We start from the raw sequence: 23,325 nt of genomic DNA, 5'->3' as shown, positions 1-23,325 counted from the left end.
AGAGTAAATACTATGAGCCTGAATCCGAGAGACGCCGTAATCGTAGACTATGGCCGGACCCCGATGGGTCGTTCAAAAGGCGGTATGTACCGTAATGTGCGTGCCGATGATCTTTCCGCCAACCTGATTACCGGTGTTCTGAACCGTAACCCCAAGCTGGACCCGGCTGAGGTTGAAGATGTTATCTGGGGTTGTGTAAACCAGACTCTGGAACAGGGCTGGAACATTGCCCGTATGGCCTCTCTGATGACGCCAATCCCTCATACTTCGTCTGCCCAGACTGTGAGCAGACTGTGTGGATCTTCCATGAGTGCGCTGCATACCGCTGCTCAGGCGATCCAGACAGGTAACGGTGACGTTTTTGTTGTCGGTGGTGTTGAGCACATGGGTCACGTCGGCATGATGCACGGTCTTGATCCAAACCCGCGGCTGTCCAAATACGCGGCTAAAGCAGCAGGTATGATGGGTTTGACCGCTGAAATGCTGGGTTTGATGCATGGCATTACCCGTGAAGCCCAGGATGAATTTGGTATGAGGTCTCACATGAGAGCCTGGGAAGCGACCAAAGCCGGTCACTTCAAAGACGAAATCATTCCTATGCAGGGGCATGACGACGACGGTAACCTGGCTGTCTTCACACAAGATCAGACCATCCGCCCGGATACCACCCTTGAAAGTCTGGCCCAATTGAAACCCGCTTTTAACCCTAAAGGTACGGTAACGGCGGGTACTTCTTCCCAGATTACCGACGGTGCTTCATGCATGATCGTTATGTCTGCCCAACGCGCCCAGGACCTGGGTCTTCAGCCTATGGCTGTGATCCGCTCCATGGCCGTGGCAGGTGTCGATCCATCCATTATGGGTTACGGTCCGGTACCCAGTACCAAAAAAGCACTGGAAAGAGCCAGTCTGACCATTGCTGATGTCGATCATGTTGAGCTGAATGAAGCCTTTGCGGCTCAGGCACTTCCGGTTCTGAAGGATCTGGGTCTGCTGGAGCAGATGGATGAGAAGGTTAACCTGAACGGTGGCGCTATTGCTCTGGGTCACCCATTTGGTTGTTCAGGTGCTCGTATCTCAGGCACGCTGTTGAATGTTATGAAACAAAACAGTGGCACCATAGGTGTTGCAACCATGTGCGTAGGACTGGGTCAGGGTATTACTACCGTCTTTGAACGCCTGTAATCTGATTATTTGTACAGTTTGAACTGTTTTCCATCTGGTGAGTGTCTCTCACCAGATGGAACTACTGTTTCGCACTCGAACGCACTTCACCCTATCATCTTGATGGGGTATTTCTGCTGTTTTGTATTTTTATCTGTTGTCCTCATTTAAATCGTTTTCTTGCTTCCTGATCGACCATTCGGTCGCGTAAAAATCAACTTTTTTCTCAATGCTGCCGACTACCTGAATCAGAGCTTCTTCACAGGAATTAAATAATCTTTTGATATTCAAGGAAATTATTGCTTATAACTGGCTGGATTAATAATTGTGGCTGTGAAACGATAAAAAAAGAGGGTCGTTCGAGAAAAAATTCATGTCATTGCAGAGTTTTCCTTGACCGATGTTTTTCTTGACCTTATATATTGAAGCAATTTTCAATTCCCGACCTTTCTTGTTCAGGTCGCAGACAGCACTGATTGTTTTATGATCTTTTTTAACAGGCTGATCAGCATGACCGGAACAATGGAGCTGATTACAGGACGTGTAAGGTAGCATGGGTAAATCTTTAGTTATCGTCGAGTCGCCTGCCAAGGCGAAGACAATAAACAAATATCTGGGCAAGGACTTTATTGTAAAGTCCAGTGTTGGTCATATCCGTGACCTGCCCACCGCAGGTGGCTCAAAGAAGCCTGTGGATCCCAAAGCTCGGGCAAAGGCCGCTGCTGAGACACGTAAGCTATCCCCTGAGCAGAAAATCATTCATAAGAAGCGCAAAGCCAAAGAGCAGCTGATCGAGAGAATGGGCATCAACCCTGAAAAGGGCTGGAAAGCGCGTTACGAGATTCTGCCGGGTAAGGAAAAGGTGGTGGATGAGTTGCGCCGCCTTGCTGCTTCTGCTGACACTATCTATCTCGCGACCGACTTGGACCGTGAGGGGGAAGCCATCGCCTGGCACCTTCAGGAAGCCATTGGTGGCGAACCTGATCGCTATAGAAGGGTAGTGTTTAATGAGATCACCAAGAACGCCATTCAGGAAGCCTTTAAGGAACCTGGCATTCTTAACATTGATCGGGTAAATGCCCAGCAGGCCAGACGTTTTCTGGACCGTGTTGTAGGTTATATGGTTTCACCTCTGCTTTGGGCCAAGATTGCTCGAGGGTTGTCTGCAGGCCGGGTACAGTCGGTTGCAGTGAAACTGATCGTAGAGCGTGAGCGAGAAGTACGAAGCTTTATTCCGGAAGAGTACTGGGAAGTTTTTGCAGATCTGGCCACAGCCAGGGGTGAAATGATTCGCTTCCAGGTCGCCAAGGAAGCTGGAAGCGCTTTCCGGCCGACCAGTCAGGCTTCAACGGATGTTGTTCTGGAGAAGCTGAAGAATGCTGATTATTCTCTGACAGACCGGGAAGACAAACCTACCCGCAGCAAGCCTTCTGCACCTTTTATTACCTCAACACTGCAGCAGGCTGCCAGTACTCGATTGGGTTTCAGTGTTAAGAAAACCATGATGATGGCTCAGCGCCTCTACGAGGCAGGCCACATCACTTATATGCGTACTGACTCTACCAACTTGAGTCAGGAAGCCGTTGAGAATGCGCGAGAATTTATCGATGGTCAATACGGCAGCCGGTATCTGCCTGAAAAACCAAACAGTTACTCCAGTAAAGAAGGGGCTCAGGAGGCGCACGAAGCGATTCGTCCTTCCAGTGTCAATGCGGAGCCTGGTTCTATTTCCGGTTTGGAGCGAGATGCAGAACGTCTTTACGAATTGATCTGGCGCCAGTTTGTTGCCTGTCAGATGACGCCGGCTGAATACCTCAGTACTTCCCTGACCGTCAGAGTGGATGACTTTGACCTGAAAGCCAGAGGCAGAACGCTTAAGTTTGATGGTTATACCCGTGTGATGTCTGCAATGTCCAAGAAGGGTGAAGACATCATCTTGCCGGCTCTGGAAAAGGGTGATCCTCTGGATCTTAAAAAGCTCGATCCAAAGCAACTGTTCACCAAGCCACCTGCGCGTTTCAGTGAAGCAGCTTTGGTTAAAGAGCTTGAAAAACGTGGTATTGGCAGACCTTCAACATATGCGTCGATCATTTCCACAATTCAGGATCGTGGCTATGTCTCCCTTAAAAACCGTCGATTCTATGCAGAAAAGATGGGCGATATTGTCACAGACCGATTGGTTGAGAACTTCCATGACCTGATGGATTACAACTTCACGGCCAATATGGAATCCAATCTCGACGTTGTTGCCGAGGGTGGCAAGAATTGGAAAGATCTTCTGGACAATTTCTATAGCGAGTTCAGCAACAAGCTGGAGCAGGCTGAAGACGACAGCGACGGCATGCGTTCCAATGACCCTTCACCCACGGACATTAAATGTCCGGAGTGTGGTCGGGACATGATGATTCGTACAGCCAGTACTGGTGTATTTCTGGGCTGCTCAGGGTATGCTTTGCCACCCAAAGAGCGTTGCAAAAGTACCATCAACCTGGTTCCGGGAGAGGAAGTAGAAGACGCAGACGACGAAAACGCGGAGGTGAATGCCCTGCGTGCCATGCACCGTTGCCCCAAGTGTTCAACGGCCATGGAAAGTTATCTGATTGATGAACAGCGCAAGCTTCATGTCTGTGGTAACAATCCTGACTGTTCCGGTTATGAGGTTGAAGAAGGTCAGTTTAAGCTCAAAGGTTATGATGGCCCGGTGCTTGAATGCGATAAGTGCGGCTCTGAGATGCAGCTTAAGTCTGGCCGTTTTGGCAAATACTTTGGTTGTACCAACAGTGAGTGTAAAAACACCCGTAAGCTGTTGAAGAGCGGTGAAGCGGCTCCACCCAAAATGGATCCGGTTCCGATGCCAGAACTCAAGTGTCTGAAAGTCGAGGACCACTACATTTTGCGTGACGGTGCTTCCGGGCTATTCCTGGCCGCAAGCCAGTTTCCAAAGAACCGTGAAACAAGAGCACCGCAGGTGAGCGAATTAATTCCTCATCAGGCGGCCATTGATCCGAAGTACCATTATTTGCTGGATGCACCCAGGCAGGACCCTGATGGCAATCCAGCCATCATTCGTTTCAGCCGAAAGACCAAAACTCAGTATGTTATGAGTGAGTCAGAAGGCAAGGCCACTGGATGGAGTGCCACCTTCCAGGAAGGCAAGTGGGAAGAGAAAATCACCAAGAAACGTAAGAAGTCCTGATCTGAATCTACCTGAAAACCTTCACGGATTTCCGTGAAGGTTTTTTTATTGATGAGAAATACTATGTCTGAGCAGTGGCGTTCCTATACCAACAAAAAACTGCACTATGCCCGTTTGCAACTGGATGCCTGGGAAAAGGCTGAATCCTTTGAACAGGATGCCTTTCGTGAGGCTTTTCTAATGCATGCCAATCAGGCTTATTGTTCAATGCTGGCAGAAATACTGTCACCTTATGGATTGAATCTTCCTCACCTGATTACTCTGGAAGAAGCCTGCAAGCTGATGAGTGATCGAGAGGAGAGTGTGTCGGAGCTTGAGCAGTTGAAGCAGCTTGAAGTCTCTGACAGCTGGTTGGCACATTTACAGCAGGCTCATAGCAAACTTTCTGTTCTGAATGATGATATCCAATCATCACCGAGTAGAATCAATACTGTAATGATCGTTTCAGATGGCGGTGAGTCAACTGCTGGTGTCAAAAGTCCTGAAAGTGGCAGAGCCCTTCTTGGTTCTCTCAAGGATCTGGTGGGGCATTTCAGAAATTTCAATCTTGAGTGGTAAGGTTTGTAAACTCTTTATCAGGATTAGACGTTCATGATCTCTTATCACTGAGATCATGATTAAAGGGTCCTTCAGTTTCTCACGATTATGCTTCAGTTCCTTTTATACCTATAGTTCTGAGTCAGACAAACAGTTATTAGTATTTATTGATTAAGGTCAACACCTGATCAATTTCGATATTCAGTACCACTGAAACCGGTTACATTTAATTCCTTTGTGGGATATATTCTGGCTATAGTTGTTCAAACACTGAATCTTTGTGGAAAGGTTTTGGAGCTTCTGTGTCATTTTGGAAGTTCTGCAAATGTTTCTTTAAAGCGATTGCCATTTGTTAGAGGTATCCTATGACTAAAATTATGCTGTGCTGCTCCGCAGGTATGTCTACCAGTATGCTGGTTAAGAAGATGCGTGAAGCGGCTGAAAGTCAGGGTAAGGAAGTCGAGATCGAAGCTTTTGGCGCAACTCACTTCGACGAGCAGGTTGCCGGTTTTGACGTGGTTCTGCTTGGGCCTCAGGTAAAATACATGCTGAATGACCTTAAGCAGCGTGCGGCTGAGTATGAAGTGCCTGTAGAATCAATCAGTCCTGTTGACTATGGCACTATGAATGGAGCTAAGGTTCTTGATTTCGCCTTGTCCTTGAAAGCATAAGCAAGGATATCTGGCTGTGTACCTGCCCCTGAGCAGGTGCACACAGCACATTTTTAACAGTTCTTTTAACGACTTTTCTGTCGTAATGCAGTGACCTATTGCATCATCGAGCACAATGCTGCAGAATTTCTCCTCTCTGACACGCTATTTATGGAACGAAATATGGCTGCATCGTTTTTGGAAATTGTGGAACTTCCAACAGGCGAGATTGTTCTGCGACGCAGTGATGAAGAAGGTGAGCCTCTGCTGACCATGAAGTTTTCTGAAGAGGCCAAGGTTTACCTTGAGGGAGAGCATCTGCAAGTGGCTAAAGCCATGTTTGATGCTGGCATGCAAGAAGTTGCTGAAATCACACGTCCGCAATCTGAAGAAGAAATTCCTGAAAACAGAGTACTGCACTGACTCTTTTTCCTGGGCTTTAGATCGCGCTGTAGGCATTCATGCTGCTTGCCTGCTGCGAATAGCAAGCCCTTGACACTGTCCATTCCGAGCAGCGTTTTCCAGCTTAGATAACCATCTCTTGTCCAGGTCTCTCAGCCAACTGATTACAGTGTGGCTGGTGCCTGAAGCGAGTGCTTTCTGCGTGAGCTCCAGAGTCTGATTGACGTCGTTAGAGCTGAAAATCTGTACTTTACTGTTATCAAGTCCGCAGGTCTTTAGCCATTGTAAGGTTCTCTGATCGGTCTTGTCAGCCAGAATTACGGTCAACCAGCGTTCACTGTCGTTTGATAACTGGTTGAGCATCGGTGTTAGAAGTTGCTCTGCCTGCCATGGCTGGCCTGAGAGAATCAGCTCGTTAATGCTGGCTCTTTCCGGTTCTTTTTTGACCACAGGTGTGATCTTCTTTTTCAGGTGAGTGCGGTTAATGCAAACTGTATTTTTCTGAAGGCAGCTGGATGAAAAAATGTGCCTTTCAGTGCTTGTTCTGTACAGCATGACTCCTTCCTCCTGACAAAGCCCAGTCGCAACAAGGTCGTAGCGATGAAGTGTGATTGGGCCTGGCTCACTACAGTAAAATAATAATCAATGACTCAGTAACGAACTATGACTGGTTGCGAATGACTCCAACGCTCAGTCCTTCAATGGCAAAGAAGTCCTGGGTGAGGTCAACGACAATGGTGTCAAAATCTTCGTTTTCAGGGTGTAGCAGGACTTTGTTTTTCTGCTTCTCAAAACGTTTGACTGTCACTTCATCTTCAATCCGTGCAACCACCACTTGTCCATTACGAACGTCCGTTGTTTTGTGAACAGCCAGAAGGTCGCCATCAAGAATACCGATATTCTTCATGCTCATGCCTTTTACCCGAAGCAGGAAGTCAGCAGAAGGGTTGAAGAAGCCGGGGTTGAGATTCAGATGGTCTTCAATGTGTTCCTGGGCAAGGATGGGGTTACCGGCAGCTACCTGGCCAATAATGGGAAGCCCGTCTTGCTGGCTGTCAGGAATACGAATACCGCGGGAAGCGCCTGGAGTAATCTCAATAGCACCTTTTCTGGCCAGGGCTCTCAGGTGCTCTTCAGCGGCATTGGGGGAGCGGAAGCCAAAGGTTTTGGCTATCTCTGCCCGGGTAGGTGGGAAACCTGTCTCATCAATATGGGATTTGATCAGGTCGAGAATTTCAGACTGTCGTCGTGTCAGTTTGATCATAATGTTTAGGTCTGTGTTTTTATACAGTATCTGTAATTATATACAGTATTTTTACTGTGGCAAGTTATTATCGACAATCGCTTTATCTGTGTGGGTGATGAACTTTCATCCTGAAGCACAGGAAAGTTTCTTCTATATAGTAGTGATAAATGTTGTGAGCATGTCAGAGTGTAGCCCCATTAGGGATAATGTCGTCTGAAGGGATTATGAAATCACTGGAAGCAAAGGTATTTTGAGGTTGAGAGGGGAGTTACCTTGACAGTTCGGTGTTTGAAACGTAGGTTTGAAACAGTCGTTTATTAACCTTAAAAAATTCCTTGTATCATGGCACAACCATCAACTGTTGAGAGAATACTGGATTCCGCCGAGCTGCTCTTTGCCGAGCATGGCTTTGCAGAAACATCCCTGAGAACCATTACCAGCCAGGCGGGAGTGAATCTGGCTGCGGTGAATTATCATTTTGGCTCTAAAAAAGCTCTGATACAAGCCGTCTTTGCGCGCTTTCTGGATCCCTTCATGGCAGGTCTTGACGAGAGTCTGGATGAATTGACTGAGATGAATGAACAGCCTGACCTGGAAGGTGTTCTGGAAATACTGGTTGATCATATCCTCGCAGCTAAGCCTAGAAGGCCTGACGATATTTCAATCTTCATGCGTCTGATGGGATTGGCATTTACTCAGAGTCAGGGCCATCTTAAACGCTATCTCACAGAAACCTATGGAAAGGTATTCAGCCGATACTTTGAGTTGCTGTTCACGGCTTGTCCTGATCTGCCAACTGCCGACAAATTCTGGCGCACGTACTTCATTCTGGGTTCAGCAGTATTCTCCATGTCTGGCGCTGATACTCTACTTGCCATGGCTAAACGAGATTACGATATTGACGACAGTCTTGAAGCCATTATGAGAAGAATGGTGCCGTTCATGGCAGCTGGCCTGCGAGCTCATGCCACCTATGATTCTGGCCGATAATAGATTTCCAGGCTGATATTTTTCAGCACCTTCTCTTTTGAGAAATAACTTCTTCTACCAGACAACACGGGATTCAGCTGTGCATATTAATGTTCGAATTGCCTCTCAAACTCTGGAACTGATTCAAGAGGGTAAAGAAGACATTCTTTATTCGGTTTCCACTGCCAGTAAAGGAACTGGTCAGCAGGAAGGCAGTTGGCAAACCCCTTTAGGTAAACATGTTATCCGCGCAAAAATCGGTGAGGGTATGCCATTGCACGCTGTCTTTGTGGGAAGGCGTTTCACTGGCGAAGTGTATTCACCCGATTTACAACAACAATACCCTGAACGAAAAGATTGGATTCTGAGCCGTATTCTCTGGCTAAGTGGTCTTGAGTCTGGCTTTAATCGTCTTGGCGATGTCGACACTATGCGACGATATATATATATTCATGGTTCACCGGACTCTGCCATCATGGGTGAGCCAGGGTCCCGTGGCTGTGTCAGAATGCAGGGTGGCGATATGATCGATCTGTTTGACCGGGTTTTGCCAGGTACAACTATTGATATCCTGCCGGAGTAGAAGTTACTGGCAATTGCAGCCTCCATCTCGCTCATTGAGCAGGAGAACAGCTAAAGAATGAATACGGGTGAATCTCGCAACGCAATGACCACCAATGATAATAACAAGGGTGTTCTGATCATTGATCTTGAAGGTCAGTCACTACAGCCTGAAGAACGGGATTTACTGCAGCATCCTGGCGTTGCCGGGGTATTGTTTTTTGCCAGAAACTTCCATGATAGAAACCAATTGTGTGATCTGGTGAGTGACATCAGAAGTGTTCGTCAGGATCTGGTGTTAATGGTTGATCAGGAGGGAGGTCGGGTCCAGCGTTTCAAACAGGACTTTACCCGACTGCCCCCTGCAGAGAGTTATGTTCGTTACTTTAACAGAGACCCCCAGAGAGCCCTGGAACTGATTGAAGACTGTGGCTGGCTAATGTCGGAAGAGCTCCTGTCTTGTGGCCTTGATCTCAGTCTCGCGCCGGTCCTGGATCTCAATCTCGGGTTGACGGATATAGTGGGTGACAGAGCGTTGGGCACTGATCCTGAAACCGTCATCAAACTGGCCTCTGCCTGGTGCAGCGGTGTCCATGATTCGGGTATGGCATCCGTTGCAAAACATTTCCCGGGGCATGGCAGTGTCAGTGAAGATTCTCATCTGACATTACCGCAGGATAACCGCACTCTGAAAATGATTCAGAAGCAGGATATGATTCCGTTTTTATCCTTAATAGAACAAGGGGTAGAAGCTGTAATGCCTGCGCATATCGTATTCTCAGAAGTCGATGATCAGCCTTGTGGTTTCTCGTCCATCTGGCTGAAGGATATTCTCAGAAATAAAGTAGGCTTTAATGGTCTGGTGATCAGTGACTGTTTGACTATGGAGGGTGCGGCTTCAGCAGGAAGTTATACTCTCAGGGTCGAAAAAGCTCTGCATGCTGGCTGTGATCTGTTATTGCTAAGTAACCGTGAGGGTGTAAAAGAAGTATTACCCTGGCTTGAGCAATCTTCCTTTACTGCTGATAGTTCACCACTGAAGGCAAAAGGAGGGCGACCACTGGATGAACTGGTGGCTATGGATCGTTATCTGAGCTGTAAAGATCGTCTCGATCATCTTGCTGAACGCTTCAGTTAATTACTTGCCGTTTTCTTTCTGGAAGTAAAATCATGTCATTTTCCTTACCTGTATTTCAGGACCTGGATATCCCCCAGTGGGTTATCCAGGTGTTCATAGTTTTATTGATATCAGGTGTGATTAACCTGTTGTCATCGAAGGTGTTTATTCATCTTGCCCGAGGCGCAAGAGCCACTAGAACCCCCTGGGATGATGCCGTTATCAAGGCGCTCAGAAAGCCTGTGAACATGCTCATCTGGGTCATAGGTATCTGCTGGTCCATTGATGTCATCTCAAAAGCGACGGATTCAGTACTGATCGACGGCCTGAGTAATCTCAGGGATGTCATCATCATAACGCTGGTCGGTTGGAGCATCATCCGGTTTATACGTCAGCTGGAACGCAACTTTCTGAATCCAACTCTCACAGGTAACAAACCCAATGATCCTACGACGGTCGTCGCTATAGGGCGACTGATCAGAATTGTGGTTATCATTACCTGTGTTCTCGTTGTTTTACAGTCACTTGGCTACAGTATTTCAGGTCTTCTGGCATTCGGTGGTGTAGGTGGTCTGGCTGTAGGCTTTGCGGCCAAGGATATGCTGGCCAACTTCTTTGGTGGATTGATGATCTACCTGGATAAACCTTTTCGTGTGGGGGACTGGATTCGTTCGCCGGATAAGAATATTGAAGGTACCGTAGAATATATTGGTTGGCGCCAGACCCGCATCCGGACTTTTGACAAGCGTCCTCTGTACGTACCGAACGCTACTTTTGCCAACATTTCTGTTGAGAATCCTTCCAGGATGGAGAACCGTCGTATCAAGGAAACGATTGGTTTGAGGTATCAGGATGGAGCCAAGCTGGAAACTATTATCAACGAAATCAGACAGTATCTTCAGAATAATGATGAGATCACCAAGGATAAAATTCTGATGGTGAATTTCACCAGTTTTGGAGCTTCCAGTCTCGACTTCTTTATCTACTGCTTCACCTGTACCACCGATTGGGCGGAGTTTCACCGGGTTAAGCAGGATGTTCTGGTAAAGGTCATGGAGATTATTCATTCCCATGATGCTGATATTGCCTTCCCAACCCAGACGCTGGATCTGCCGGAAGAATTGATAGCGAACGCTAGCAGCGATATGTCTACTTAATTTAGCGTGGTCTAAAGTCAGGGTTAAGGGATTAACCTGGACTTTGAATGGATGCCTAAGATCGACCCTTCAAATAATCATGTTTCACTTTATGGCGTTACGTCTGATCAAAAAACGGACGAGGCTTTAGATAAGGATAAAACTGGTCAATATCAGGGACGCAGTGTTGATCAAAAGTCTATAGATAAAGCTCTTGGTCAGGATGAGTGGGTTCAGTTACCAGAAGATGCTCCACGTACTCAGAATCTGTCAGTCGATAACAGTTCGAAGACACCAGGTGGGCAATACAAGACTCACCCTGAGGGCTTGGGAGATTCCTCCAGTCTAGAGATCCAACCATTAAAATACTCTGATTCAAACGGATCGACAGAGCTTCATTCTAATGATTCAAAGAAAGAGCATTATACAAAAGAGCGTTCTGAAAGCCTTACTCAGTCTGAAGACATTGAATCCAATCAGGACAAGCCTTCAAGTATTAATTTCTTCCGTGGTATCTACCATTGGGTGAGATATTTGTTATGGCCTGAAAAGGTTGATAGCAGTTATATGCAACTGCCTCATTTAAAAAGTAGAGTTAAGGATCTTATGAAAGCTTGCAAGCCGGGTAGGTCGATAATACTGAACCACGGCAGTGGCTTACATACAGCCATGTTGGTATGGAATCCTGAATTGGGGAAACCTGTCTATTTAAGCTATCGACATGACTATAAGCCCTCTCTCCATCAAGTTCATAGCAATCTCTTGAAGGTTGACTTAGTTTTTTATAATCGTGGCCGGCTGCAAGCAAGTAATGTTGTAATCATTGATGGGCTTGATGAGCAAGCGCTTTTCAAGCGGTTCAATCAGTTGACGCGAACCCCATACCGTGCGCTGTCTTGCAATTGTTCTCGCTTCATTGCAGACCTGATGATAGCGGGTTGTTTGAAGACGCAGTCTTTTCGCCATGATCGATATTGGCAGATGCCGTTTAATACCCATCAACTGGCTTTGGAAATAAAGCATAAATTGCTTCAGAAATAATCTAAGTACCTGTTAGGAGCTACTCAACAATCCTGTGGAGGTTATTTCAAAGTAAAAGTGCTGCAAAACTCAAGAAATGACTCTTTTGTATGGATATAACTTAAAGGGCAGAGGCAATCTGCCCTCACAGCCATCGGGTCGTTCTTGCGTGAGGGGCATAAAATGCTTTGGGAAGAGCTTCTTAAAGACGAAACGGTTCATCTTTTATCAGCTCCCGTCATCGCTTTGTTGGCTTCATGGCTGAGTCATTACTGGCTGGGCCGATGGGCAAAATCTGAAAATCAATCGATTCGGACCAGTCTTGCCAAAGCGCTGCGCCCTCCGCTTCTTGTACTACCTTGGGTATTCTGTCTTTTTTATCTGGCTCACTGGTTTTTTAATCACAGTGACTTGGAGGTGTTTGACTGGCTTGCAGTGTCAGAAACATCTGTCTCAGTCTTGTTTCCATTCTGGGTTCTTCTACGGCTGGTCCGGCAGCTTCCTGATATTGCTCTGATCTCGGGAGCTAAACCTCATGACCTTGATTCAGCAAGAACATTGTCTCGCTTCTTTCATATTTTATTAGTCACTCTTGCTGTTCTCATTCTTGCACAAAAGCTGGGCTACTCACTTTCTGCGTTATTAGCGTTTGGTGGGGTAGGTGGTCTGATAGTGGGTATGGCTGCTCGTGAGTGGCTGGCGAACTTCTTCGGTGGCTTGATGCTGATTCTGGATAAGCCGTTCAAAGAGGGCGATTGGGTTCGTTCGCCGGACAGGCAGATTGAAGGCCATGTTGAACATATTGGCTGGCGTCTGACACAGATAAGGAACTTCGATCGTCGTCCTGTCTTTGTTCCGAATTCGGTGTTTACGAGTATCGTGATCGAAAATCCATCCCGAATGCGTAATCGCAGAATTATTGAAAATTTTGGTATTCGCTACGAGGATCTGGAAAAGATCCCGAACATAATGAACCATATTATTGCCGGCTTTTTGCAACATCCCGAACTGGATTGTTCTGAACCCCATTACGCAAGATTTCTTAAATACGGTGATTCCTCATTAGAGTGCCAGATCCGTGTTCATGTAGTACCGAAAGGCAGGGTGGATTTTGTCAGGGTTCAGGAAAGTGTGATGCTGTTGATCGCCTCTGCAGTAGAACATGCTGGTGCCGACTTTGCTTATCCGGTTGTTAAAGTGATTCAGGAAAAGAAAGGCGGTTAAACAGAGTCAGTAGCAGGCCGATAAGGGCTACATGAATATTCTTATTGTTGAAGATGCCCGTGACCAGCGTTTGATGTTATCCGTTGTGCTGAAAAAGCAGGGACATACTGTTCTTGAAGCAGAGCATGGCAAACAAGCCCTGGAGATTCTGAAGGAGCATCAGGAAGTCAGGATCATTATCAGCGACTGGGTGATGCCAGAGATGGATGGTCTGGAGCTTCTCAAACAAGTCCGGAAAACGGATCTTGGTCGTTATCTTTATTTTATTCTTCTCACTGGCAATACTGATCATGAAGCCGTTGTTGAAGGGATGAATCATGGTGCGGATGACTTTCTTGCCAAACCTGTTAATTTTGATGAGTTGTCTGCTCGCCTGAAAGCCGGTATCCGTATTATTGAGTTGGAAAAGCAGCTGGAACAACAAAAGCAACAGTTGGTTCAGGCTATTGAAACTGTAGAGAAAGATCTGGAATCCGCAGCACGGGCCCAGGAAGTCCTGCTGGCTCAGCCTGCCACGATTCAACATGTTTCCTTCGACTGGTTCTTTAAACCCAGTAAGATTCTGGGTGGTGATATGTTCGGCTATCAGGCTATCGATGGTGAAACACTCGGGTTTTATCAGCTTGATGTTGCAGGTCATGGAATACCCTCAGCGCTTTTTTCATTTACCCTCAATAATATTTTGTCAGAAACATCGGGCAGGGGCTCCATAGTCAAGGAAACCTTCGACCAAGCGCCGTATTATTCTGTGCGGACGCCTGAAAAAGTTTTAGCCTCACTCAATAATCGATTTCAGGTGACGCCTGAGTCGATGTTGTATTTCACAATTGCATATGGACTGATTAATAGTCGTACCGGTGAAGTGACCCTGTCTCAGGCCGGACATCCACCTCCTTTATGGATTCGCCGTGAGAAAAGTGTTGTCGAGCCTGTTAAGGGCGGCGGTGTGCCTATTGGCATGATGCCAAATATGGAATACACATCATGTACGCTACAGTTCCAACCGGGTGACCGTCTGTTCTTATACTCAGATGGCGTGACCGAATGTGAAAATGCGGAAGGTGAGCAGTTTGGTGAGTCTCGTTTACTGGAATGTCTGAAGGATTCATTGGACGAAGATTTGAAATCAGTTATTGACCGGGTAGAGAAAAATGTCAGAGACTGGAGTGAGCTTGACCGTTTTGATGACGACGTAACCTACCTGTTACTGGAATGGAAACCCTAGTTTGTATGCAAGTTTCAAACACTTGCAGCAACTTCACTTTCCCAAAGGGTAAAGTGATAACAGCCAGGAGGATGGCATGGCGTTTGAACACCGTGATGAAGGCCACTTTACTGTGGTTCAGATTGAAGAAACCCGATTGGATGCTTCCATAGCTGAAGCCTTTAAAACCTATGTGTTCGATCTGATTGATAATGGCAAGACCGCTATTGTCATTGATCTGGCTGAAGTCCGTTTTATGGACAGCAGTGGACTGGGGGCGCTGGTAGCTGGCTTGAAGAAACTATCGGGTAATGGCACTTTCAGTCTGGCGTCTGCCCAGCCTGCGGTTAAGGATCTTTTTGATCTCACATCCATGGACAAATTGTTCAAGCTGCACAGCTCGGTTGATGAGGCTGTGAAGGGGGGCTGACATGTCGCAGGTGCTAAAACTGGAGATAGACAGTCAACTGTCTAATACCACCATGATTGCTATGGCTGTCAGAGGTGTCTGTGCCATGACGACTCTGTCGCCGGTGGAAATTAATCGACTGGAGCTTTGTCTGGTAGAGATTGTGAACAATGCCATCGAGCATGCCTATGACAATGAAGCGGGTCACCCGGTAGAAGTCTGTGTTGATCTGGATAACACCATGATGAACATTGCCGTCAGTGATTGGGGGCAGAGTATCCCCGACGATGTGATTGAGGATAAGGCTGAACCTGCAATGGATCCGGAGCATCCGGAAACCTGGTTATGCAGCGGCCGTGGCTTGCATATCGTTAACAAGCTGATGGATCAGGTGTCTTATGAGTCGGATGAGGGTAAGAACAGTTTTATCATGAAGAAAGAGCTAAGGCATTAACAGAAGGGTTTAGACCTTTTGATCATTTTTAAATCTGCAACCATAGTTCCTTATTGAATGTTAAATACAGGGACTATGGCCGCAGTGACCTAAGGCATTCTATTTAGGCTTGAGTTTGGTTTGAAAGATCGTCCAGTATCTTTTTGAACGATGGACGACGCATGAGAGAATCCATATTCTCCTTTTCTCCCTCTGAGTCTGTATCTGACATCAGAATCTCTCCAGAGATATCAGACGGGAGGGTTCTTGGATCTAAAAATACATCATCAGCATCAGGTACCTGTTGAAGAGTGTCCATTGAGACCTTTGTACTCGTATTTTCTACAGGTTGTTGGAATAGAGATGTTGGATATTCCAGACCTGTGGGTGGCTGAGGCTGTGACCAGCTCCCGTTCAATATCTGCTCAATAGGAAACCCGGAGTTCTGTACTTCATGCAATAATGTTTCTAATGATGGATCGAGTGAATCCATAGTTGCGCTGTTAGCTCCTCCACTCTGGACCGTAAATTGTGTATGAGCCTGCGGAGCTGTTCCCCGGTTGTTTGCTGCTGGATTACTTCTATGGGCTTCTGCCTGCATAACTTTCTGGTAGAACTGATTAGCAAATAGATAGACCTGTTCCTGAACTTGTTGTTGGAAAAAAGCATTTCTCATGAGAAGTTGTGGATTTGAATCGATCAGTTGAGCCAGAGTTTGCTCTTTGAGTCGGGCTTTATACTGCTCTTGTTCTGCTTTTATTTTCTCCTGCCACTGATCGATTCCCACCTGTTTTTCTTTTGTTCTCTCGTCCATTTGTGACTGGTAATGAGCTTTGAGGTCTGACTTCATTTTTTCCATGTGTTCAACAAACAGAGTGGTTGTCTTTGTGAGTTCTTTTTTCAATCCTTCATTTTGATCCGTTACGGAATCTTTTTCAGACTTAAGTTCTTGAATTCTTTTTTGTAATGAGAGTGTTTGGCCATCGAATGTTTCACGAGCTGTGCTGTTTTCCGCTTTAAGGTCTTCAACCTGACTGCTATGTAAGCTTACAGTCTCTCGGAGACTTGCTAATTCTTCATCACCTGTGACTTTTTCAGCTTCAAGTTCTCTAATTCTCTGTTGTAGTGATATAGCTTCAGTACTAATTCTCTCAGACGCTGATTTGTGTTCAGCTTTAAGCGTTTCAACATAGCTGCTATGCAATAATTGATCACTCACCAGTGAGCTTACTTTTTTTCGAAGGTCGGCTACTTTTTCTTCACGTGTGACTTTTTCAGCTTCTAGTTCTTCAATTCTTTTTTGCATTGAGCTGGTTTGATCATTAAGCCTTTTCGAGTCAGCTCTTAGAGAGGCCAGTTCACGTGCGCTTATTGTTAATCTTGTTTTTTTGATACCCGGTTTGCTTTTTTGTTTAACCCTTCCATCCTGTTCAGAGTCAGCTTTTTCTTTTAAGTATTGATCTTCAAGGTCATCAAGCATTGAGTCAAAGTCTCGACTATTTGTTTCATCTTTTCTTAATGGACTATGTACTTCCGACGGTTTAGTGAACTTCATTTGCTTTGACTGGGTTAAAGTTCCTTCTTCTAATTCTCGATGTTCTATTCTTCTTTTTCTTAATGGATATCTATGTCCTGTCTCTGATTCGGACCTTTCATCCATTAAGAATTCTTCTGAGGTTAAATCAACAGTGAGGTTGGATTGCGCAGATGGGTTTATAATAACACCGGGTCGAATAACAGCAATTCCGCTTTCTATCAGTCCCATATGTCTTTCTGTCCCCTGAATTTGATTAACAGTCCTGCTGCCATGATTAACGGTTGAGTAGTTATTTAAAAGGGGAAGTTTTTGCGAGAACGGATTTCCAGGAATGTTTACTTGAATGGATACGGGTAGTCCGTTTGATGTATTCATAGTTTACTCCTTAAACTTTTTAAAAATTTGAAATAATTATTACGGAATGAAAATGAGAATGGTTTCAATAAACGACAAAAAAATTTTAAATAGATATTTGTTTTTAATTTGGTAAGACTAATTGGTTAGAAAGAAATTCTTGTGCGTTTAAATATGTCTGATATATTTTCAAATAACTTTGTTATTAAATTTCTGGAGAAGTTTCTATAAGGGAATTTAAAAGGCAGCAAGATGTTTTGTTGTAGATATCTTTCACTTGCCGCCTTCTATAAAGAGGGGGGTTATCCTTCCTGATTGATAATGCCAGGTAAGATTCCCAGCTCTGGTGATTTTTCCTCAGAGTCAGGAGTCATTTCTGGCAGTAGCTCTTTATCGGGTCGCTCATAAGGCGTCAGTTTGAACAGTACACCGATGACAGGACTGTCCAGATATTGAACCTGTTTGCTGTTTCTGATTCTCCGGCTTTCATTAAGTTGAAAGTTTCGGGAGATTCTCATAGGTTGCCCGCCCGGAGTTGTGACCAGTTGAAGTTCTTTGTCGACCATAGGTTTTTGTTCAGGGCTTGAAGCCGATGGCGACAGACTTCCCATATTGTTAGCAAGACCTTCCCAGGCCAGCTCGCTGTACCAGAAATTTGCATTGACGTGCAGGAAGCGGCTGGAGCTTACAGTAATCGTACCCTCAAGCATGCTGGGCATTCGGCTTTGGGTATTGTAACTGCGAATACGAACAGGCACGGTGCTTTCACCTTCCTTGATGGGCATCAGCCAGGCCTTCTGTTCCAGAATTCGATAACTGCCATTTCTGGACAGGGTATTACCTTCTTTCTGTAACAGGTGTGATTGATAGGGCAGCGAAACAAACGCGTCTCGCTCCAGGTCAATGGATGTTTTCTTATCCGGCTGATCAAGGAAACTGGTGAGGTCGCTAGAAGATTCCTTGTGGGTGCCTGAAGGGTCATATGACTTTAATTTGATAGAATTGGCAGGCAAAGAATGCGGCGTAATGGCTGGCCATTTCTCACTGCCATTCATACTCTGTTCATTCAGAAATACAATCATGTCAGCCTGATACCAGCGAGTATCGTCTTTCTTGGTACTCTCTGTTTTTGTATTGGCCAGGATAGACATTGACACGGCACTAAGGAGCAGGGCGGTCAGTGATTTCTGTATTCCTGAAAGTGGCTTGTTCATATAACTCCTGCTCAATTCGATACCCTGCGGTCTCTCCATTTGATCCGCCTGAGGTTCCGGAGTGGTGGACTTCAAAAAAATAGTCATGCAGTCTCGTAAAATCTTCTGTCATGGAGCAGCCTTAAAGAGGCTGCTCTCTTCGCTCAAGCGGCCAGTCGATCCATTAATTGCTCCAGGAGCTTGAATCGTGCTTCGGCTTTCTCCATGGAGCCACTGTACTTCAACACGTTGCTGCCTTCCAGTCTGTATAGGTGCGGTTCTGACTGAATGAGCTGAATGATGGCAATAGGATCGATATCCGGTTGGCTGTTAAACTCTATGCGGGCACTTCCTGCACCGGCATCAATTTTAACAATGCCCATCTTTTCTGCCCTGAGACGAAGGCGGGTCTGACGGAACAGGTTTTTGGTCTGTTCAGGTAGCAGTCCAAAGCGGTCAATCAGTTCGACCTGAAGGTTCTTGAGGTCTTCATCATTTTTAGCTGCAGCAATGCGCTTATAGAGAATCAGACGGTTATGGACATCATGGATATAGTCTTCTGGCAGCAGAGCGGGTAAGCGAAGATTGACATCACTGCCTTGTTGCAGGGGTTTATCCAGATCCGGAGTTTCACCATTACGAATGGCCTCAACGGCTTTTTCAAGCATTTCAGTGTAAAGAGTGAAGCCGACGTTCTGAATCTGGCCACTCTGTTCTTCGCCCAAAAGTTCACCGGCACCACGAATCTCCAGGTCATTAGAAGCCAGCATGAAGCCAGCGCCAAGATCTTGAGCTTCAGCAATGGCTTCAAGCCTTTTCAGGGCGTCTTTGGTCATCGATTTTGGTGATGGTGTAAGAAGGTAGGCATAGGCCTGGTGATGAGATCGTCCTACACGACCCCTTAGCTGATGCAACTGTGCCAGACCGAACTTATCGGATCGGTGAATGATGATGGTATTGGCATTGGGGATATCAATGCCCGTTTCGATTATGGTGGTGCAAATCAGAATGTTATGCCGCTTGTGGTAAAAATCCGACATTACCTGTTCCAGATCCCGCTCTCGCATCTGACCATGTCCAACAGCAATACGGGCTTCAGGAATGAGTTCCTGCAGGTCGGCCGCGGCCTTGTCGATACTGGAGACTTCATTGTGCAGATAATAAACCTGCCCACCCCTGAGTAATTCACGAAGAATGGCTTCTTTTACCAGCAGCTTGTCGCTCTGCCGCACAAAGGTTTTTACCGAGAGTCGTCGAGCAGGAGGGGTGGCAATGATGGAAAGATCACGAATGCCAGACATGGCCATATTCAGAGTTCGAGGAATAGGCGTGGCCGTCAGGGTCAGAATATCGACCTCGGAGCGCATGGATTTGAGCATCTCTTTATGGCGGACACCAAAGCGATGTTCTTCGTCAATAATCAACAATCCCAGGTTCTTGAACTTGAAATCACCCTGGATCAGTTTGTGGGTGCCAATAATGATATCAAGTTTACCTTCAGTGACTTTTTCTTTGAGACCCTGAACCTGCTTGGCCGATTTGAATCGGGAAGCTACATCAATCTCTACTGGCCAGTCAGCAAAGCGATCGCGGAAGCTTTCATAATGTTGTTGTGCCAGCAGGGTGGTGGGCACCAGAATGGCTACTTGCTTACCACTTTGAACCGCCAGGAAAGCCGCTCGCATGGCTACTTCTGTTTTACCGAAGCCAACATCGCCACAAACCAGCCTGTCCATGGGTTGACCTTGTGACATGTCTTTAATGACATTGACAATTGCCTGTTGCTGATCAGGTGTTTCCTCAAAAGGGAATCCTGCACTGAAGGCATGATATTGCTGATCGGGCTCCGAAAAAGCAAAGCCTTTACGAGCTTCACGACGGGCATAGATATCAAGCAATTCTGCCGCTGCGTCCCGAGCCTTTTCTGCAGCCTTGCGACGTGCTTTGGTCCATTGCTCACTGCCAAGACGGTGCAAAGGAGCCAGTTCATCATCGGTGCCTGTATAGCGGGCTATGAGATGAAGAGAGGCTACAGGAATATAGAGTTTGGCTTCATTCGCATATTCAAGGGTCAGAAATTCAGTCTCCTGACCGTCCACGGACAGTGTTTGCAAGCCCCTGTAGCGACCGACACCATGATCTATATGAACAACGGGAGCGCCTTCTCTCAGCTCAGTAAGGTTGCGAATCGTCTGATCGGTTTCTGTTTCTGTCGCGCCTTTGCGTCTGCGACGCTGCATGACCCTTTGGCCAAGCAGAAGAGATTCAGGAATCAGGGCAATATTCTGCTCAGTCAGGAAAATGCCTGACTCCAGTGTGCCTACAGTGATTCCGAGGGGTTCTCTTCGGCTCAGGAACGTTGCCCAGCTGTTGAAGTTGTCAGGGCGAATATCGGATTGGGCCAGCATTTCCAATAAGACTTCTCGTCGTCCGGCACTTTCTGCTACCAATAAAATTCTTGGCCCAGTGGCAATCAAATCTTCTAACGGCTTAAGTGGATGATCAGCCCGGGCGTTCAACGTAAGCTCTGGCAACGGCTGATGGTCAAGATTAAAACTTCCGGACGATTCCACTTTTCCGGCAGAAAGAATAATACGAGGATAATGTTTTAGAGACCGGTTGATCTCTTCAGAAGGCATCAGAACCTTTGCAGGAGGTAATAAGGGACGGTTGGGATCGACCCTGCGGTTCTCATAGCGGTCGGTAAGATCCTGCCAGAAATGTTCAATTGCATCCTGGACACCTTCATACTGGATGATGGTGGTTTCCGGTGACAGATGATCGAACAGTGTGGCTGTCTGTTCGAAAAACAGGGGCAGGTAATATTCGATGCCGGGACTGGCGAGCCCCTGACCGATATCCTGATAAACAGGGCATTCACGATGATCGACATCAAAGGCTTCTCGGAACATCGCCCGGAAGCGATCCCTTGAAGCTTTATCCATGGGGAATTCATGGCCCGGAAGCAGCTCGATATGATCCACTTGATCCACTGACCGCTGGGTTTCTGGGTCAAACACTCTTAGTGTATCGATTTCGTCATCAAACAGGTCGATACGGAAAGGGGTAAGTGAGCCCATGGGGAAAATGTCCATGAGCGAGCCTCGAATAGCAAACTCACCATGTTCATAGACGGTTTCAACGCAACGGTAGCCTGCCTGCTCTAGCTGTTTGCGCTTGTCTTCAATGACAAAGGTTTCACCGCGTTTAAGCACCAGACAGTTGGACTCAAGGTACTCTCTAGGGCACAGACGATGCAGCAGCGTGGATACGGATATGATCAGTATTGTTTTTTCACTGCGCGGCAGCCGGTAAAGGGTTTCCAGCCTCTGGGAAATAATGTCCTGATGGGGTGAAAAAGCATCATAAGGCAGAATCTCCCAGTCAGGAAAGTGCAGGATCTGTGACTGCTCATCGTCTCTTAAGAAGAAGCTGAGTTCTTCTTCCAACGCATTGGCCTGTGAAGAGTCCGGTGTAATCACCAGTAGGGGACGTCGGGTAGATCGGGCTGCACTGGCAATGGCGTACGAGCTGGAAGATTGACTCAACTGCCCCCAGTAGACGTTATAGCCTGATTGTTCAGGAAGCTGAAAAGAAGATGAATTCAAGTTGGCCTGCGACATGAAAGCTTACTAGTCCTGGATACGCTAGACCGGCCATTGTAGCCTTTCAGGGTTCTTTATACCATGAAATAGCGGCAGCATAGGCTGTCCTTCAGCCTGTTTATATTGAATGTCATATAGTGTTATTAGGAATAGCTATTTTGATTCAATAAATGCCCATTCAATCGACCGGCCAGGCTGGCCAGGGTTCTACCGTCTTCCAACCTGCTGCAACTCAGCAGGAGGGTTCTCATAATCTTCGTAAAGTTCAGGCCAGACATTCTGAGCCTAACAGGGTATCCGGTTTTCAAAACCCTGAAGGCCCCTCTGATACTTCAATATTGAGCCGTAAAGCTGAACGGGTAAAAATCAGCAATAAGGGCGTTATTTCCACGGTTTCCAAGGTCGCAGCCCCTCTGGTTGAGAAAGGGATGACTTTCTCCAGTCAGCGACATCTCAAGAAGATAAAAAGTGAGCATTCGGGATTACAGAAAGAACTTAGTGGTATTAACAAGAAAACGGCGTCACTTGAACGAGATATCCTCAAGCTGGAAAAGAAACTGGAGAAGGTCAGAACGGACAAGAGGGATATGAGCCCTGCAAGGATGCAGGAATACAGCGAGATGCAGGCCAAAGTAGCATCAAAAAAGGAGCAGCTCGACGGTTTAAGGGTCAAAAAGCCTCAGGTTGAGCAAGGTCTGGCCAGTATGAAAGAGGCTTTGGGCAAGGCTGAAATGGAGGCTGATCTTCAGCAGGAATACGCTGAATCATTGCGCTCGGGTATTACAGCAGGCTCCAAGCTATTGGGGGGGTTAAGAAAGGTCTATCAGGAAACCCGTGATCATGGTAGCGCGGGTCGAGATTTTGAGCTGGATCTGGGCGATCTCAAAATGTCTGCCAATGGTCATACTGAGCTCTCTGCAAAAGATATGAAAGTGGTGATCAGTGATTTTGCTAAAAACTCGGATGGCAGTTTGACTTTGGCATTGGACGAATGCTCAGCCAGTGATGTCGTTATTGGCGATAAGCCTCTGGGTTCAGTCAAACTCAGTGGTGTTCGGCTGACCGTTAACCCCCCTCTGAGTGAACAGATCAGTGAAATGATGACTTGTGGCTTCCATAAATTGCCTGGAAAGATGATGGCCCTCTCTAAAGAATATGAAGAGAAATTGATGAACGAAGCCGGTTCATTGGATAGAACGGTCGAGGTGCTGGGTGTTAAGGAAATGGGTGTTTCATCAATGGAAGTCAATGGGGAGGTGATGAATCCGGATGGAGAAGGTGCAGAAAATTTAATGAAGCTTCTCGAATCATTCTTGCCCGGTTATCTGCCTGGGAGTGAAGCCTGACGCTGTTCTCTTTCCTATAGTT

The 23,325-nt window shown here is 46.5% G+C and carries 20 protein-coding genes; 15 read left to right on the top strand and 5 right to left on the bottom strand.

The genetic code is table 11. The features are described from left to right. The first annotated feature begins 12 nt into the window (after positions 1–12). The 5 genes from fadA (at position 13) to WG89_RS22470 (ending at position 5,970) form a co-directional block, all read left to right on the top strand. A complete protein-coding gene (gene fadA / locus WG89_RS22495; protein WP_062269952.1) occupies positions 13–1,185 on the top strand; it encodes an acetyl-CoA C-acyltransferase FadA in 1,173 nt (390 codons plus the stop codon). Positions 1,186–1,717: 532 nt separating this feature from the next. After that, positions 1,718–4,360 (top strand): type I DNA topoisomerase, encoded by a 2,643-nt coding sequence (topA, locus tag WG89_RS22485; protein WP_062269950.1) that lies wholly within the window; start codon positions 1,718–1,720, stop codon positions 4,358–4,360. 51 nt (positions 4,361–4,411) lie between these two features. Beyond that, positions 4,412–4,918 carry a DUF6586 family protein gene (locus WG89_RS22480; protein ID WP_172806896.1) on the top strand — a complete coding sequence of 169 codons (507 nt, stop codon included), beginning with the start codon at positions 4,412–4,414 and terminating at the stop codon, positions 4,916–4,918. 344 nt (positions 4,919–5,262) lie between these two features. Continuing rightward, complete coding sequence (locus WG89_RS22475; protein WP_062269948.1) at positions 5,263–5,568, top strand: PTS sugar transporter subunit IIB; 306 nt, start codon at positions 5,263–5,265, stop codon at positions 5,566–5,568. A gap of 162 nt (positions 5,569–5,730) precedes the next feature. Then, positions 5,731–5,970, top strand: a complete 240-nt coding sequence (locus WG89_RS22470; protein ID WP_062269986.1) for a hypothetical protein — start codon at positions 5,731–5,733, stop codon at positions 5,968–5,970. A gap of 36 nt (positions 5,971–6,006) precedes the next feature. Here the strand turns inward: WG89_RS22470 and WG89_RS22465 are convergent, their stop codons facing one another. Together WG89_RS22465 and lexA are read right to left on the bottom strand one after the other, a co-directional pair. After that, on the bottom strand, positions 6,007–6,504 hold the full coding sequence (locus tag WG89_RS22465; RefSeq protein ID WP_062269947.1) for a SulA-like leucine-rich domain-containing protein: 498 nt from the start codon (positions 6,502–6,504) through the stop codon (positions 6,007–6,009). 106 nt (positions 6,505–6,610) lie between these two features. Next, positions 6,611–7,213 (bottom strand): transcriptional repressor LexA, encoded by a 603-nt coding sequence (lexA, locus tag WG89_RS22460; RefSeq protein ID WP_062269946.1) that lies wholly within the window; start codon positions 7,211–7,213, stop codon positions 6,611–6,613. Positions 7,214–7,537: 324 nt separating this feature from the next. Here lexA and WG89_RS22455 point away from each other — a divergent pair, with 324 nt between their 5' ends. The 9 genes from WG89_RS22455 (at position 7,538) to WG89_RS22415 (ending at position 15,289) form a co-directional block, all read left to right on the top strand. Further along, complete coding sequence (locus WG89_RS22455; protein ID WP_062269945.1) at positions 7,538–8,185, top strand: TetR/AcrR family transcriptional regulator; 648 nt, start codon at positions 7,538–7,540, stop codon at positions 8,183–8,185. Positions 8,186–8,264: 79 nt separating this feature from the next. Further along, positions 8,265–8,747: a L,D-transpeptidase gene (locus WG89_RS22450; RefSeq protein WP_062269985.1), complete on the top strand. Its 483-nt coding sequence runs from the start codon at positions 8,265–8,267 to the stop codon at positions 8,745–8,747. Positions 8,748–8,804: 57 nt separating this feature from the next. After that, positions 8,805–9,863 carry a beta-N-acetylhexosaminidase gene (nagZ, locus tag WG89_RS22445; RefSeq protein ID WP_062269944.1) on the top strand — a complete coding sequence of 353 codons (1,059 nt, stop codon included), beginning with the start codon at positions 8,805–8,807 and terminating at the stop codon, positions 9,861–9,863. A 32-nt stretch (positions 9,864–9,895) separates the two neighbouring features. Then, complete coding sequence (locus tag WG89_RS22440) at positions 9,896–10,999, top strand: mechanosensitive ion channel family protein (RefSeq protein WP_062269943.1); 1,104 nt, start codon at positions 9,896–9,898, stop codon at positions 10,997–10,999. A gap of 51 nt (positions 11,000–11,050) precedes the next feature. Next, positions 11,051–12,019 (top strand): hypothetical protein, encoded by a 969-nt coding sequence (locus tag WG89_RS22435; RefSeq protein WP_062269942.1) that lies wholly within the window; start codon positions 11,051–11,053, stop codon positions 12,017–12,019. A gap of 162 nt (positions 12,020–12,181) precedes the next feature. Beyond that, a complete protein-coding gene (locus WG89_RS22430) occupies positions 12,182–13,222 on the top strand; it encodes a mechanosensitive ion channel family protein (RefSeq protein ID WP_062269941.1) in 1,041 nt (346 codons plus the stop codon). 31 nt (positions 13,223–13,253) lie between these two features. Then, positions 13,254–14,447, top strand: a complete 1,194-nt coding sequence (locus tag WG89_RS22425; RefSeq protein WP_062269940.1) for a PP2C family protein-serine/threonine phosphatase — start codon at positions 13,254–13,256, stop codon at positions 14,445–14,447. A gap of 76 nt (positions 14,448–14,523) precedes the next feature. Beyond that, complete coding sequence (locus WG89_RS22420; protein ID WP_062269939.1) at positions 14,524–14,856, top strand: STAS domain-containing protein; 333 nt, start codon at positions 14,524–14,526, stop codon at positions 14,854–14,856. A 1-nt stretch (position 14,857) separates the two neighbouring features. Continuing rightward, positions 14,858–15,289, top strand: a complete 432-nt coding sequence (locus tag WG89_RS22415) for an ATP-binding protein (RefSeq protein WP_062269938.1) — start codon at positions 14,858–14,860, stop codon at positions 15,287–15,289. Between the two features lie 103 nt (positions 15,290–15,392). On the opposite strand, the gene WG89_RS22410 is transcribed toward WG89_RS22415, so the two are convergent. The 3 genes from WG89_RS22410 to mfd form a co-directional block, all read right to left on the bottom strand. After that, a complete protein-coding gene (locus WG89_RS22410; RefSeq protein WP_153301760.1) occupies positions 15,393–17,180 on the bottom strand; it encodes a hypothetical protein in 1,788 nt (595 codons plus the stop codon). A 281-nt stretch (positions 17,181–17,461) separates the two neighbouring features. Beyond that, positions 17,462–18,373, bottom strand: a complete 912-nt coding sequence (locus tag WG89_RS22405) for a CsiV family protein (protein ID WP_172806895.1) — start codon at positions 18,371–18,373, stop codon at positions 17,462–17,464. A gap of 143 nt (positions 18,374–18,516) precedes the next feature. Then, positions 18,517–21,975 (bottom strand): transcription-repair coupling factor, encoded by a 3,459-nt coding sequence (gene mfd, locus WG89_RS22400; RefSeq protein ID WP_062269935.1) that lies wholly within the window; start codon positions 21,973–21,975, stop codon positions 18,517–18,519. 152 nt (positions 21,976–22,127) lie between these two features. On the opposite strand from mfd, the gene WG89_RS22395 reads away from it, so the two are divergent. Continuing rightward, complete coding sequence (locus tag WG89_RS22395) at positions 22,128–23,303, top strand: hypothetical protein (RefSeq protein ID WP_062269934.1); 1,176 nt, start codon at positions 22,128–22,130, stop codon at positions 23,301–23,303. The last annotated feature ends 22 nt before the right edge of the window (positions 23,304–23,325 follow it).

Origin of the sequence: Endozoicomonas arenosclerae (genome assembly GCF_001562015.1) — a bacterium.
Taxonomy (GTDB): Bacteria; Pseudomonadota; Gammaproteobacteria; order Pseudomonadales; family Endozoicomonadaceae; genus Endozoicomonas_A; species Endozoicomonas_A arenosclerae.
Note: the sequence above shows the minus strand (reverse complement) of the source record. Positions and strands in the feature narration are given on the sequence as shown.

Coding starts and splice junctions, on each gene's coding strand:
- lexA (WP_062269946.1), bottom strand. CDS start 7,213: ATGATCAAACTGACACGACGACAGTCTGAAATTCTCGACCTGATCAAA.
- WG89_RS22410 (WP_153301760.1), bottom strand. CDS start 17,180: ATGAATACATCAAACGGACTACCCGTATCCATTCAAGTAAACATTCCT.
- WG89_RS22480 (WP_172806896.1), top strand. CDS start 4,412: ATGAGAAATACTATGTCTGAGCAGTGGCGTTCCTATACCAACAAAAAA.
- WG89_RS22455 (WP_062269945.1), top strand. CDS start 7,538: ATGGCACAACCATCAACTGTTGAGAGAATACTGGATTCCGCCGAGCTG.
- WG89_RS22465 (WP_062269947.1), bottom strand. CDS start 6,504: ATGCTGTACAGAACAAGCACTGAAAGGCACATTTTTTCATCCAGCTGC.
- WG89_RS22475 (WP_062269948.1), top strand. CDS start 5,263: ATGACTAAAATTATGCTGTGCTGCTCCGCAGGTATGTCTACCAGTATG.
- WG89_RS22440 (WP_062269943.1), top strand. CDS start 9,896: ATGTCATTTTCCTTACCTGTATTTCAGGACCTGGATATCCCCCAGTGG.
- WG89_RS22470 (WP_062269986.1), top strand. CDS start 5,731: ATGGCTGCATCGTTTTTGGAAATTGTGGAACTTCCAACAGGCGAGATT.
- WG89_RS22395 (WP_062269934.1), top strand. CDS start 22,128: ATGCCCATTCAATCGACCGGCCAGGCTGGCCAGGGTTCTACCGTCTTC.
- WG89_RS22405 (WP_172806895.1), bottom strand. CDS start 18,373: ATGAACAAGCCACTTTCAGGAATACAGAAATCACTGACCGCCCTGCTC.
- topA (WP_062269950.1), top strand. CDS start 1,718: ATGGGTAAATCTTTAGTTATCGTCGAGTCGCCTGCCAAGGCGAAGACA.
- mfd (WP_062269935.1), bottom strand. CDS start 21,975: ATGTCGCAGGCCAACTTGAATTCATCTTCTTTTCAGCTTCCTGAACAA.
- WG89_RS22430 (WP_062269941.1), top strand. CDS start 12,182: ATGCTTTGGGAAGAGCTTCTTAAAGACGAAACGGTTCATCTTTTATCA.
- fadA (WP_062269952.1), top strand. CDS start 13: ATGAGCCTGAATCCGAGAGACGCCGTAATCGTAGACTATGGCCGGACC.
- WG89_RS22420 (WP_062269939.1), top strand. CDS start 14,524: ATGGCGTTTGAACACCGTGATGAAGGCCACTTTACTGTGGTTCAGATT.
- WG89_RS22435 (WP_062269942.1), top strand. CDS start 11,051: ATGCCTAAGATCGACCCTTCAAATAATCATGTTTCACTTTATGGCGTT.
- nagZ (WP_062269944.1), top strand. CDS start 8,805: ATGAATACGGGTGAATCTCGCAACGCAATGACCACCAATGATAATAAC.
- WG89_RS22425 (WP_062269940.1), top strand. CDS start 13,254: ATGAATATTCTTATTGTTGAAGATGCCCGTGACCAGCGTTTGATGTTA.
- WG89_RS22415 (WP_062269938.1), top strand. CDS start 14,858: ATGTCGCAGGTGCTAAAACTGGAGATAGACAGTCAACTGTCTAATACC.